The sequence below is a fragment of the Brevibacterium epidermidis NBRC 14811 genome (assembly GCF_001570805.1).
Classification (GTDB): domain Bacteria; phylum Actinomycetota; class Actinomycetes; order Actinomycetales; family Brevibacteriaceae; genus Brevibacterium; species Brevibacterium epidermidis.
The window spans coordinates 507046-519964 of the sequence record NZ_BCSJ01000003.1 but is presented as its reverse complement, the minus strand read 5'-3'; the positions used below and the strand labels follow the sequence as shown (position 1 = coordinate 519964).

Sequence of the window (12919 nt, the reverse complement as noted above, 5' to 3'; positions counted from 1 at the left end):
TTTGTTGCATTATCGTTATATTCATGCCTCGTCTGACATCATCTCGCAAGGGCCGCCGGTCCGTGCTCACTGGTGCCCTGATCGGGCTCGGGGCGGCAGTGATGGCATTGGTCGTGGGCGCCGTCATCATCCTCAATTCCCCCTTCTCGTTCGGTTCTACGAAGATCAGGCAGATGCAGATGGCTTCGGTCAATCAGCTCAGCGAACAGCAGATCGACAACGCTCGACTCATCATCGGAGTCGGCCGCGGCGGCGACTTCGACGACCATGCGATCCGCATTGCCCTCATGACGGCTCTGCAGGAGTCCTCGCTGCGCAATCTGGATTCCGGCGACCGTGATTCGGTGGGCCTGTTCCAGCAGCGTCCTTCCCAGGGATGGGGCGAACCCCATCAGCTCACCGACCCCATCTACGCAGCCAAGGCCTTCTACGGGATCAACCCGGAGGTCGAGAACCCGGGACTCAATCAGATCGACGGCTGGGATTCGATGACACCGACCGAAGCAGCACAGTCCGTGCAGCGGTCGGCACTTCCCGACGCCTACGGACAGTGGGAGTCCTTGGCCGACGACCTCCTCGGCACGCAGGCCGACGTCGAAGCCCTCGACTGACGCAACGAATGACGTACCGACAGGCGCGGCCGCCTCACGGTGCCCGATATCGCATGACCACGCCGGTTGTCCGGTAATCTGCACTCATGGCTTCCATTCCCGATTCCGTTCCCGTCAATGACGAGGTCGAGCAGCTCCTGCTCAACCCCGAGGATCATCTCGAAGCCATCACCGAGACCGCCGATCTCTTCAAGGCACTCGCCACACCATCCCGGCTGAAGATGCTGCTCGTCCTCACCCACGGCGAGGCCACCGTCACGCACATCGTCGAGGCGACCGGACTGTCCCAGCCGCTGGTGTCCCAGCACTTGAAATTCCTCCGTGGACTCCACCTCGTCGGAGTCAATCGGATCGGCCGCGAAGCCTACTATTCGCTCAAGGACGACCACGTCGCCCACATCATCGTCGACGCCATCGCCCACACGATCGAGGCCCACGAACACTGAGCCACATCCGGTTCGCTGTTTTCACAGCGAATCCCTCGCCGAGGCGGCCCACCGTTCCCGGCCGACCCCGCACTACCGCTTCCCCCGACGTTTCAGGGCCTCCGGTCCCCCACCGACGCCCCACACGATGAGGGCTACGAGGACTGCACCGACCCACTGTCCTGCCTGCAGCCGTTCCCCGGCGATGAGGGATCCGAGCACCACCGCTGACAGCGGCTGGAGCAGCATGAGCGCCGCGGTCGTCGGCACCGGCACCAGCGGACTGGAGATGCTCAGCAGCACCCACGACAGCGCTTGACCGCACACGGCAAGGGCGATCATCCACCCCCAACCGGCCCAGCCGAGGTCGAAGTCGAGCCCGCCGAGGGTCAGCCCGGCCACCGCGGTCATCACACCGGCCGCGATCGTGCCCACCTGGACCGGGGCGACGACGAAGTCTCCGGCGACCTTGCGGCTGTGATGGATGCCGAAGATGTACACGCCGTAGAGCACACCGGACAGCACCCCGAAGATCGCTCCTCGTGTCGGATTCGCCGCCGTCTCATCGGCGCCGAACACTCCTCCGGTCAGCAGCATGCCGATGATCATGATCGGCACGCAGCCGATGAACAGCCACCCGGGCCGGTTGCCTCCGAAGATCCAGACCAGGGCAGGGAACACGATGACTTGGACGCTGATGAGGACGGTGGACACTCCCAGACCAGCGTCGAGCACGCTCTGAGCCCACAACACATAGTCGATGCCGAGTGCTGCTCCGGAGACCGCGGCGATGATGATCGCCTTCGGCGGGAACCGTCCGTGCCGGCGCAGTTCGAGCACCGCCAGCGGAGCGAGCACGACCACGGCGATCCAACACCGCAGGAAGGCAGCAGTGGGTGCGGTCGCCTCGGCGAGGATGACGAACAGCCCTGCCGATCCCAGCAGGACCGCGGCCATGATGATCCCGAGCACCGGCAGGGCCTTCGGCGCGGGAGGCGGCCCTCCTGCCTGCGTCTCCTGTGAGCTCATCGGACCACCTCGGGGGGACTTATCTCACGACGTTCAGGACTCATCCCATGAAGTCGAGGATGCGGTCGATGGCCTCGGCCGTCCGGTCGGAGCCGACTGCCAGTGACAGGCGCACCGAACGGGACCCGTCGACGGAGTCGAAGTCATCACCGGGGGCGAGCGCGACGCCGGTGGCTTCGAGCACCTGATCGCACCACTGACCGGAGGTAGCCAGACCTGCGCGGTCGAGGATGTCGTCGACGCGGGCGTACATGTAGAAGGCCCCGTCGGGTGGGGCCATCTCGCCGAAGCCGAGGTCGGCGGCGGCTCCCAGCACATGCTCGCGGGCCCCGGCGAAGGAGGCCACGGCGGCCTCGCATTCGGCATAGGACTCGTCTGTGAAGGCCGCAACGGCCGCGTACTGTGCCGGCACCGGGGCGCACAGGGAGAGATTGCCGGTGACGTTCTGGGCCGGGGCGACGAGTGCTTCGGGCAGGATCGCCCAGCCCAGGCGCCACCCGGTCATGCCCCAGTATTTGGAGAACGATGAGATGACGATCGTATTGTCGTCATGGGCGAGCGCGCACTCTCCGCGGGTGCCGATGTAGCTGATGCCGTGGTAGATCTCGTCGGAGATCACCTGCACTCCGTTGTCCCGACACCAGCCGACGAGTTCGCCGAGCGCTTCGGGGCCGATCATCGTGCCCGTCGGGTTCGCCGGTGAGGCGAGCATGAGTCCCTTGAGTGGGGCTTCGGCATGGGCGGCGGCCAAGAGCTCGACGGTCGGCTGGAACCCTTCGTCGGCGCCGCAGTCGAGTTCGACGACTTCGCAGCCCAGTGCGGCGAGGATGTTCTTGTACGCACCATAGCCGGGCCGGGCCAAAGCCACCCTGTCGCCGACGTCGAAGCAGGTGAGGAACGTCGTCTGGAACGCGCCGGAGGATCCGGTGGTCACGGCGATGCGGTCGGGCGCGATGTCGAGTCCGTACCAATCGCGGTAGTGGGAGGCGATGGCCTCGCGCAGTTCGGGGATGCCGAAGATCGGCGAGTAGCCGAGTCCCGTGCCGTCGCTCATGACCTCGGCGGCGCGGGTCAGCACGGGGCTGGGTGCACCCTGGGTCGGTTCGCCAAGACACATGGCAATGGTGTCGCGACCCGCCCGCTGCATCTGCCCGACGGTGGCGACGATGCCCATCGCGGCGAAGGGTTTGACGAGTCCCGACCGGGCCGAGGCGGTCGGAACGGAAACGACGGGGGCGGACGTGGTGGGGGCCGCCTCGGCGGGGGTGGATGAGGTCATCGGTTCACTTCTTCTCACGCGGGAGGCGGCCGAGGGTGTAGAACTCCGGGTTAGGAAGCATCCCGGAGATGTGGGCCATACGGTTGGACAGGCCGAAGAAGCCCGTGATCGCGGCGATGTCCCAGGCGTCCTCGTCGTCGAATCCGTGCTCGGCGAGCTTTGCATGGTCGGCGTCGCCCACGGCCCACGGTTCCTCGCAGACCTTGACGGCGAAGTCGAGCATGGCCATCTGACGTGGGCTGATATCGGCCTGATGGTAGTTCGTGGCGACGACGTCGGCGATGAGGGGGTCCTTCGCGAAGATCCGCAGCATCGCCCCGTGCGCGACGACACAGTAGAGGCAGTGATTGATCGCCGAGGTGGCCACGACGATCATCTCCCGATCCGCCTTGGTCAGGTTCCCCGTCTCTTTCTCCATGAGCGCGTCATAGTAGGCGAAGAAGGCGCGGAATTCGTCCGGTCGGCGGGCCAGGGCGAGGAAGACATTGGGCACGAAGCCCGACTTCTCGGCGACCTCGAGGATCTGGGCGCGGATGTCATCGTCGACGTTGTCGATGTCAGCAAGTGGGTATCGCATATCACTCATGCTAGCCCGGGAGGATCGGTTCGGGTCGAGCCCGTTCAGGGCGATAAAGTGAGGGCGTCAGGACCGCCCCGGCCTCCATTCGATTCCACTGGGGCCGTTCGCGTATCGAAGGAGATCACAATGACCGCAGACAATGCAGCAGACACGGGTTCGACCGGTGAGGTCCAGCTCGACAACGGCGTTTTCCGAGTGACGAAGTGGACGATCCGCCCCGACGGAGTCATCCCGATGCACAAGCACGAATACGAGTACGTCGTCGTGCCGATGGTCACGGACACGATGCTCGTGCGCAATTCCGACGGCACGGAGATCCGTGCCGAGCTCGAGGCCGGAGTCTCCTACACGCGTCCGGCAGGCTCCGAGCACGAGGTCTCGAATCCCGGTGGCAGCGCCGACGTCGTCTTCGTCGAGGTCGAACGCCTCTGAGGCTTGTCCCCTGAGCCCGAGAATAGGTCACTATCGGACACTTTCTGCGTCGAGAAGTATCCGATGGTGACCTACATCTGGCGACGAACGGCCATCAGCGGGTGGGGATCTCCCAGGTGTGGACGGGCTTTCCGGTCGCCTGGTTCGCCAGGTAGGCATCCATCATGGCCGCAATCCCCTCGGCACGTTCGGGTGAGTCCTGCTTGCTGTCAGGTGCCAGACTCTCGAGAGCCTGGAGCTGCCAGGTCGCGCCGTTGACGCGGGTCTCCGCCCGGCCTTCGATGATCGACATAAATTCGTCGATGACGTCCTTGTCGATATTCAGCCGGGAGAGTCCGCGTCTGGCCTGAGGTGCGAGCACATCGGTGACGAGGTCGGCCACGCCGATGCGTCCGATCTTCGGCCAGGTCACCCGGGCCTCGATCCCGTCCTTGGCGCAGGCGTTGAAGTTCTCTTCCGCCTCGGCGAACGACATCCGCGACCAGACGGGACGGTTCTCCCCGACGAGGAACTCGGCCAGTCCGTAGTAGAAGGCAGCATCGGCGACCATATCGACCGGGGTCGGCCCGGCCGGCAGCAGCCGGTTCTCGACGCGGATGTGGGCGCCGCCGTCACCGGAGTTGTAGATGGGTCGGTTCCAGCGCCAGACGGTACCGTTGTGCAGGTTGAGTTCGAAGAGCTTCGGGGCATCTGCGGCACGGAACTCGACGAAGTCCTTGATCTCGGGCAGCAGCGGCGGGAAGTAGCGGACGTTCTCTTCGAAGAGGTCGAAGACGCTGGTGATCCAGCGTTCGCCGAACCACACGCGAGGTCGCACACCCTGATTGACGAGTTCGGGTGTGCGGGTGTCGATGGACTGCGCGAAGATCGGGATCCGGGATTCGTGCCAGAGCTTGCGGCCGACGAACAGCGGCGAGTTCGCGGCCATCGCCACCTGTGCTCCGGCGATGGCCTGTGAGGCGTTCCAGGCATCGGCGAAACGGTTCGGTGCCACCTGCAGGTGCAGCTGCATCGAGGTGCAGGAGGACTCGGGAGCGATATCGGAGAACTCCGCCCGGTACCTCTCCTCACGGCCGAGTTCGATGCGGACGTACTCACCGCGGGCATCGATGACCGAATTGCTCAGCGCTTCGTAGCGGTTCTCCTCGGTCATCCACTTCTCGTCGGTGAGGATCTGCGTGGTCAGCGTCGGCAAGGTGCCGATCGAGACCACCTTGAGCCCATCCTCGGCGGCGGCCTTCTGGGCTTTCTCCAAACGATGGGCGACACCGGCTTCAAGGGTCTTGAGCCCACGGCCCGCGACCTGGAGCACCGGATGATTGAGTTCGAGGTTGAAGGCGCCGATCTCGGACTGGTATTCGTCATCGAGCCGAGCGAGCACCTCTTGGTTGCGCAGGCTCGGCTGATTGCCTTCGCCGACGAGGTTGAGCTCGAGTTCGAGACCGATCGTGCCTGCTGATTTGAAATCCGCATGACGGAGGTAGGTATCGAAGAGCTCGAGGTTCTCTGCGAGCTTCTCCCGATACAGTGTGCGTTCCTCTGGCGTGTACCGCTTCGAGCTGACTGCCTCACCCATAGAACTAGCAAACCACAGACGGCAGGGTTTGTGCTCAGTGATTTCCATCCCGCAGCCAGGCGCACATCTGGTGCCGCGACTGGTCATGCGTCGATCGCACCATCCGGACACCGCGGATCCCGACAACCGGCCTTCCGTAGACTCGCCCTATGACTTCGACCACATCACCCGCGTCCCAGCCCGCTGACTACATCGAACAGGCGCAGCGACGCCTGCCCGACATGCTCGCCGATATCGAACGGGTCATCTCCATCGAGACTCCCTCACACGACAAGAAGGCCGTGGCCGCCGGGGCACAGGACTTCGCAGCGCTGCTGAAGGACCGCCTCGGCGCCGAGGCGGAGTTGCTCGAGATCGACGGCACCACCCACGTGCGCCTGCGTTTCGGCACCGGGCCGGCCCGGGTCGTCCTGCTCAACCATCAGGACACGGTGTGGCCGCACGGCACTCTCGACCGGATCCCGTTCTCCACAGAGGATGGGATCCTCCGTGGTCCCGGCAGCTTCGACATGCTCACCGGGGCGATTATGAGCGTGCACGCGACCGCGATCGTGGCCGACCACCTGGGCGAGGGCGGGCTGGACGGTCTGTCGATCCTCGTCACCGGTGATGAGGAGATCGCCTCGCTGACCTCGTCGGAGCTCATCCGCGCCGAGGCGGCCGAAGCGAAAGCCGTGTTCGTCATGGAGGCGAGCGCGGACGGTGCGCTCAAACTCGAGCGGAAGGGCACGAGCAACTACGTACTGAAGTTCACCGGCAAGGCCTCGCACGCCGGGCTCGAGCCGGAGAAGGGGATCAACGCGGGCATGGCACTGGCGCTGACTCTGCCGTTGGTGGCCGATCTGGCCGATGCCGCGGCCGGAACGACGGTGGTGCCGACCGTGATCAGCGCGGGAACGACGTCGAACACCGTTCCGGCAGAGGCCCGGGTGGACATTGACGTGCGCGCCCGGACCGCCGCGGAACTCGAACGCGTCGATGCGCAGATCCAAGAGTTGGCCGCAACGCCGCTGGTGGAGGGCTCGACGATGGAGGTCCTCGGCGGAATCAATCGGCCGCCGTTCGAACGGGAGCAGTCGGCTGCACTCTTCGAGCGGGCGACGGCTCTTGCGAGTGAACTCGGACTGCCGACGCCGCAGGGAGTATCGGTCGGTGGGGCCTCAGACGGAAACTTCACCGCCGGTGACGGCATCGCCACGCTTGACGGACTCGGCGCCGTCGGCGATGGGGCGCACGCCGAACACGAACACGCCGTCATCGATGAGATCGCCCCGCGTACCGCACTGCTGGCCGCTCTCATCGCCGATCAGCTGCAGGGCTGAAGCGGAGCGGCGAGCTGCTGCCTTTCGCTGCCGCCGTCCGCAGCCGTAGTTCCCAGACGCCGACAGTGCGCCGGGGCCTCCCCTACGCAGTTAAGTGTGCGCAGATTGCCAGTTTCGAGCCGAAAATGTGCAATCTGCGCACAGTTGACTGTCGGCAGCAGGACTTCAGTCGACCGGGTAGCCCGCCGCGCGCATCTGATCCGGTGATTTCAGCGTGAACAGCCAGTCACGCAGGCGCGGATCCGGCCGAATCGTCGTCCGCGCGTACAGTCGATCTTCGCCGACGAGGTAGTAGCGATAGCCATGCTCGCCGAGGTGGCCCATGAGTTCGCGTGGTTTCGCGCGGTCATCGAGGACTTCGCAGAGGATGTCCGGGTGCAACGCGGCGAGGAAGTCCTGTCCGTGCGCGAAGACGTCGTTCTCACCGCCTTCGACATCGATCTTCACCGTCACGCGCGGTGCCTCGCCCCGACTTGAAACGTCAGGTACACCTTCCCCGGCGTGCAACCGCGGATCTCGCTCCGACGCCTCGGCCAGCACCTCGGGCAGGAGTGCGTCGAGGGAGGTGAAGCGCACCTCGGCGTCGGAGTCGAAGCGCATATCGGAGGAGTAGAACGACGGCAGCGCCGATCCTCCGTCCCCGATGGGCACCTTCATCCAGGTGTCGGGGCTGCCTACCCCGGTCGGGTGGACGGTCACGCGGCTGTTGAAGCCGTTGCGTTCGACGTTCTTCTCCACACCCGCGACGACGGCGGGGATGATCTCGAAGACGTGGGCGCGCACATTCTCGTTCGCGGCGAGGACTGCCATGGTGAAGACCCCGGTGTAGGCGCCGATGTCGAGGAAGACATCGGCATCGGCGCTGAGCGCGACCATGAGGTCGAGGGCGAACGCGTCTTCGGGTTCGGTGCGTCTGCCCCTTCCCCAGTAGAATTCCTTGGCGATCTCGCAGCGGAACGGCTCGACGAGGATGAAGTCCGCTCCGCCCGCTCGCCCGCGGATTTCGGTGAGTTCGATGGGGGCGGGGAGACGACCAATCTTCAGCCCTCTGATCCGGGGCGCGATCGTTCGCAGCAGAGGGTGGAGCGCAGGTTGTGCGAGGGCGGTCTTGACCGGCAGCTTGAGGCCGAACCAGGACTGTCTGCGCGCGGTGAAAGTGCGCAGGTGGTCATTCACGACGGTTGCCCCCTTGCTGACAGGAAGACTTTTGTTCACACTATCAATCGCCGGTCCGCCGCTCCAGGGTTCTTCCGGACCTGATTCGCGATACTCGCCGCCTCTTCGCGGACCGCTGGCATAAGGTGGAAGCGAAGACCCATCCGCCCCGTTGCAAAGCAGGAGCCCGGCATATGAAGCTCAAGTCAGTCACCCTCCACCAAGTCTCGATTCCTCTCGTCACCCCGTTCGAGACCTCGTTCATGCGGGAGACGGAGAAGGACTGCTACCTCGTCGAGGCTGTCTTCGACACCCCGCAAGGTGAGATCACCGGGTGGGGAGAGTCCGTGGCGATGATCTCTCCGCTCTACTCCTCCGAATATGTGGCCGCCGGCATCGATGTCACTCGCCGCTGGCTGGCACCGCTGCTCTTCGACGTCGAAAATCTCACTGCGGAGACCGTCGGCTGGCACCTGCGTCATGTCATCGGCCACCCGATGGCGAAGTCGGCGCTGGAGATGGCCGTCATCGAGGCCCAGCTCAAGCTCAACAACCAGTCGTTCAAGGACTACCTCGGCGGAGTGGTCGACTCCGTGCCTTCAGGAGTTTCGGTGGGCATTCAGGATTCCGTCGAGGAGACCGTCAAGGTCATCGGCGGCTACCTCGAAGAGGGCTACGCCCGGATCAAGCTGAAGATCAAGCCCGGCAAGGACATCGCCCCGGTGGCCGCGGTGCGCAAGGCCTTCGGCGACGACTTCGGTTTCCAGGTCGATGCGAACGCTGCGTACACCCTCGTCGATGCCGCCCACCTGCGCCGCCTCGATGAGTTCGGTCTCCTGCTCATCGAGCAGCCTCTCGGCGAGGCCGATATCCGCCAGCATGCGGAGCTCGCGAAGCTCATGGACACCCCGATGTGCCTCGACGAGTCCATCGTCTCCGCCGAGGCGGCAGCGGACGCGATCATGCTCGGAGCCACCTCGGTGATCAACATCAAACCCGGACGGGTCGGAGGGTTCATCGAGGCGAAGAAGATCCACGATCTCGCCGCCGCTCACGGTGTCGCCGTATGGCACGGCGGAATGGTCGAGACTGGGCTTGGTCGGGCGGCGAACGCGGCCTTGGCTTCGCTGCCGGGCTTCACGCTGCCCGGTGATATCTCCGGGTCGAACCGGTTCTTCCACGAGGACATCACCGAGGAGATCGTCATGTACGACGGCAAGGTCGACGTGCCCACCGGCGTCGGCTTCGGCGTCTCGATCGACCCGGCCAAGCTCGAACGCTTCCGCACGGATTCCGTGGAGATCCTCCCCGGACAGTAGGTCAAAGTTCGCCGAGGCGGCCCTCCCTTCACCGGTCACCGACCGTCGCGGGGAGGGCCGCCTTGCGTATGCTGGTCCGCTTGAGGAGGCGGTCGTCGTACGAAGTGCCCGGCCGCCGGCTCGACCTACTGTCCGCCACCCGCTTCAGTCGTGGGTGTGGGTCTCCTCGGCGACGTCTTCGGCTCGGTCGAATTGGAAGGTCGAGTGCTCGATCGCGATCTTGTGATGTTCGGTCAGACATTCCTGCAGGGCCTTGAGGATGCGCGGAGCATGCCCGTCATAGAAGCATTCGTCGGCGAGCACCACATGTGCGGTGAGCACCGGCAGGTTCGAGTCGATGCGGGTGACGTGGAGGTCATGGACCTGCTGGACGTGCTCGACAGATTCGAGGTGTTCGCGGACCTTGTCCAGATCGAGCTCCTTCGGTGCCACCTCGAGCAGAATGGACCCGGTCTCGCGCAGGATCGCGAACGCACGGGGCACGATGAGTGCGGCGATGATGAGGGCCGCCACCGCATCGGCGCGCTCCCAGCCGAAGAGCCAGATCGCCAGCGCTGCCAGGATCACGGCCACGGAACCGAGCGCATCGGCGATGACCTCGAGGAATGCCGCCTTGAGGTTGAGAGAGTCTTCCTTCGACGAGCTGAGAATGAAGATGGACACGATGTTGCCCACAAGTCCGAGGGCACCGAAGAGCAGCAGTCCCGGACCAGGCACCTCGGGCGGCACGAAGAACCGACGGATGCCTTCAATGAGGCTGTAGACGCCGAGGCCGAGCAGAAGAGTCGCCTGCGCTCCGGCAGCCAGCACCTCTGCCCGCCGGAACCCCCACGTCTTCTGCCCACCGGACGGCTTGTTGACCAAGGTCGCTGCGAAGAGGGCGATACCGATGCCGATGAGGTCGACGGCATTGTGCCCGGTGTCGATGAGCAGGGCCAGACTGCCGGTGAGGACAGATCCGATGAGCTGGAAGACGAAGATCGCTGCGACGATGCCGAAGACGATCTTCAGCTGCCGCTTCGAACCCGAACTATGCGAATGATCCTGAGCCATGGATACCTCCTCTCTCAAAACATTAACCTATGCACATGTGTTTATGCATCTGAGATGTCGGAGTGCTGGCGACCCGGCGCAGCGGGGACGACAACAGCGGCCGCCGAGGCTGTGCTCGGCGACCGCTGTTGTCGTTCGTGCGGGAGTGGTTGACGTTCGAGAGGGCGGGACTCATGGAAACAAGCCGTGAAGACAAGCCCCACGCGGCGCCCGCGATGTCAGTCTTCGGGGTTCTTTCCGTCCTCGTCGCTGTCCGAATCTCCCTCGGGACGATCGGCGGCATCGGTGCCAGTCGCACCAGCGCCACCGGCTGAGCTGCCCTCGTCGAGGCGGCGCTTGGCCTCATCGATATAGGACTGCACATCGAAGCCGGTGGCCTTCTTCACCTCGTCGCCGATCCGATCGAGATCGACGCCGCTGTCGTCGAGGAATGCCTTCGGATCGAAGCCGGAACGGTTCGATCGCGGCCCCGCAGATGAACCTGCGGACGAACCCGAAGACGGGCCATCGGCAATGACGCCGTCGACGACCTCGCCTGATCCCGAGCCAGCAGAAGACGAACCATCGGAAGAGGACCGTCCGGATCCGACTGACCCGCCAGAGCCAGTCGGGCCACCGCCGTCAGGCCCGGAGTCCTTCGCCTTGGCCACGAGGTCGGTGAGGTCGACGCCGGTCGTCCCCCGCACCACCTCGAGCACCTGCGCGAGGTTGTTCGACACCGAGTTCGCGAGCTTCGACTCGCCATCGGTGGACACGATCGAGAGGTCCTTGATGTTCGCATACGGAGCGACGAGTTCGCCGGCCACGGTCGGCAGCACTTCGAGCACCTTCGACAGCACGGCCGCATCATTGAACTGTTTGTACGCCTCGGCCTGTGCACGCAGCGCCTCGGCTTCGGCCTCACCGCGGGCACGGATCGCGTCGGCTTCAGCTTCACCTTCGAGACGGATCGCCTCGGCGTCCTTCGACCGACGATGCAGCTCAGCGGCAGCCTCGGCGCGGCCTTGGGCCTCGATCTCGTAAGCACGGGCATCGGCGGCAGCCTGCTGCCGGTAGCGTTCGGCATCGGCCGGGCGACGCACTTCGGCATCGAGCTGTTCGGCACGCAGCTCTGCGGCTTCCTTCGCCACGACGCGATCACGTTCGAGCAGCTTCTGCTTCTCGGCCGCGGACGCCAGCGGACCGGCGTTGTCGGCGGTCGCCTGGCGCTGATCGGCCTCTTCCTTCAGTGCGGCACGGCGCAGAGCCAATTGCTGCTGCTGTTCGGCGATGGCCTGATCGGTCAGCGCCTGCTGCTTCTGAGTCTCCTCGTTCTGCTGCGCTTCCTCGACGGCGGCGGCACGGGAGGCATTCGCCTCGGCGATGGCGGCGTTCTTCGCCACCTCGGCGGCCTGCGGACGACCCCAGTCGCGCAGGTAGCTGCCTTCGTCTTCGACCGCGGAGATCTGGAAGGTGTCGATGACCAGACCCTGGTTGTTCATCGAATGCGCGGACTCCTCCTGCACCTGGGCGGCGAAGGAAGCGCGGTCCTGAATGATCTGCTCGACGGTGAGCGTGCCGACCACGGCGCGCAGCGTACCGGAGAGGATCTCCTTCGAATAGTGGTCGATCTGATCCTGCTGGTCGAGGAAGCGCTGCGCGGCCTTGCGCACGTCATCCTCGGTGCCGCCGACCTTCACCTGGGCGACGCCGCGCAGACGCAGCGCGATGCCGTTCTTCGAGATGCCGTCGATCTCGACCTGGATCTGCCGTGAGGACAGCGAGAGGATGAACGCCTTCTGCACGATCGGATAGACGACCGAGCGCCCGCCGATGACGATCCGCCCGGTCCCCGATGACCCCGTCGCACCGCGGCCGGTGATGATGAGCGCTTCGGACGGTGAGGCGATCTTGTAGGAGCGCAGGATCACGAACAGCGCGATCAGGATGATGATCACGAGGACGCCGATTCCGCCGGCGCCGAAGAGCAGGTCCATCAGTGGGCCTTTCATCGCAGTGGGATGTGCCGACCGACCGATCGCCGGCCGGCCCCTTTCATCCTAGGCGAGGACACCGACACAGCACAGGGCGGATTTCCTCCGATGAGGAAACCCGCCCTGTCTGTTCCCATTTCGCCGAGACGGCCAATCCATTCGTCG

The 12919-nt window shown here is 64.9% G+C and carries 12 protein-coding genes; 5 read left to right on the top strand and 7 right to left on the bottom strand.

Annotated features, from left to right (window positions below):
* Positions 1 to 23: 23 nt before the first annotated feature.
* Positions 24 to 611, top strand: coding sequence for a peptidoglycan-binding protein (locus BEP01S_RS03990; protein ID WP_306306249.1), 588 nt, complete (start codon positions 24 to 26; stop codon positions 609 to 611).
* Positions 612 to 697: 86 nt separating this feature from the next.
* Positions 698 to 1057, top strand: a complete 360-nt coding sequence (locus BEP01S_RS03985) for an ArsR/SmtB family transcription factor (protein WP_025777104.1) — start codon at positions 698 to 700, stop codon at positions 1055 to 1057.
* Between the two features lie 72 nt (positions 1058 to 1129).
* On the opposite strand, the gene BEP01S_RS03980 is transcribed toward BEP01S_RS03985, so the two are convergent.
* Genes BEP01S_RS03980 through BEP01S_RS03970 form a run of 3 tightly spaced genes read right to left on the bottom strand, consistent with a single transcriptional unit; the run spans position 1130 to position 3921 of the window.
* Complete coding sequence (locus tag BEP01S_RS03980) at positions 1130 to 2065, bottom strand: DMT family transporter (RefSeq protein ID WP_062240685.1); 936 nt, start codon at positions 2063 to 2065, stop codon at positions 1130 to 1132.
* Positions 2066 to 2105: 40 nt separating this feature from the next.
* Positions 2106 to 3344: a pyridoxal phosphate-dependent aminotransferase gene (locus BEP01S_RS03975; protein ID WP_062240683.1), complete on the bottom strand. Its 1239-nt coding sequence runs from the start codon at positions 3342 to 3344 to the stop codon at positions 2106 to 2108.
* A gap of 4 nt (positions 3345 to 3348) precedes the next feature.
* Complete coding sequence (locus tag BEP01S_RS03970; protein WP_200885332.1) at positions 3349 to 3921, bottom strand: peroxidase-related enzyme; 573 nt, start codon at positions 3919 to 3921, stop codon at positions 3349 to 3351.
* 129 nt (positions 3922 to 4050) lie between these two features.
* Between BEP01S_RS03970 and BEP01S_RS03965 the strand changes: the two genes are divergently transcribed.
* A complete protein-coding gene (locus BEP01S_RS03965; protein ID WP_025777100.1) occupies positions 4051 to 4356 on the top strand; it encodes a cupin domain-containing protein in 306 nt (101 codons plus the stop codon).
* A 94-nt stretch (positions 4357 to 4450) separates the two neighbouring features.
* On the opposite strand, the gene BEP01S_RS03960 is transcribed toward BEP01S_RS03965, so the two are convergent.
* Positions 4451 to 5932 (bottom strand): glutamate-cysteine ligase family protein, encoded by a 1482-nt coding sequence (locus BEP01S_RS03960; protein ID WP_062240681.1) that lies wholly within the window; start codon positions 5930 to 5932, stop codon positions 4451 to 4453.
* A gap of 149 nt (positions 5933 to 6081) precedes the next feature.
* Here BEP01S_RS03960 and BEP01S_RS03955 point away from each other — a divergent pair, with 149 nt between their 5' ends.
* Positions 6082 to 7254 carry a M20 family metallopeptidase gene (locus BEP01S_RS03955; RefSeq protein ID WP_174521213.1) on the top strand — a complete coding sequence of 391 codons (1173 nt, stop codon included), beginning with the start codon at positions 6082 to 6084 and terminating at the stop codon, positions 7252 to 7254.
* A gap of 165 nt (positions 7255 to 7419) precedes the next feature.
* Here BEP01S_RS03955 and BEP01S_RS03950 read toward each other — a convergent pair whose 3' ends face one another.
* Complete coding sequence (locus BEP01S_RS03950; RefSeq protein WP_062240913.1) at positions 7420 to 8430, bottom strand: FkbM family methyltransferase; 1011 nt, start codon at positions 8428 to 8430, stop codon at positions 7420 to 7422.
* 173 nt (positions 8431 to 8603) lie between these two features.
* On the opposite strand from BEP01S_RS03950, the gene menC reads away from it, so the two are divergent.
* On the top strand, positions 8604 to 9728 hold the full coding sequence (gene menC / locus BEP01S_RS03945; RefSeq protein ID WP_062240679.1) for an o-succinylbenzoate synthase: 1125 nt from the start codon (positions 8604 to 8606) through the stop codon (positions 9726 to 9728).
* A 144-nt stretch (positions 9729 to 9872) separates the two neighbouring features.
* Here the strand turns inward: menC and BEP01S_RS03940 are convergent, their stop codons facing one another.
* Positions 9873 to 10781, bottom strand: a complete 909-nt coding sequence (locus BEP01S_RS03940; protein WP_039211980.1) for a cation diffusion facilitator family transporter — start codon at positions 10779 to 10781, stop codon at positions 9873 to 9875.
* Between the two features lie 218 nt (positions 10782 to 10999).
* Positions 11000 to 12757 (bottom strand): flotillin family protein, encoded by a 1758-nt coding sequence (locus BEP01S_RS03935; RefSeq protein ID WP_082019091.1) that lies wholly within the window; start codon positions 12755 to 12757, stop codon positions 11000 to 11002.
* Positions 12758 to 12919 lie beyond the last annotated feature (162 nt).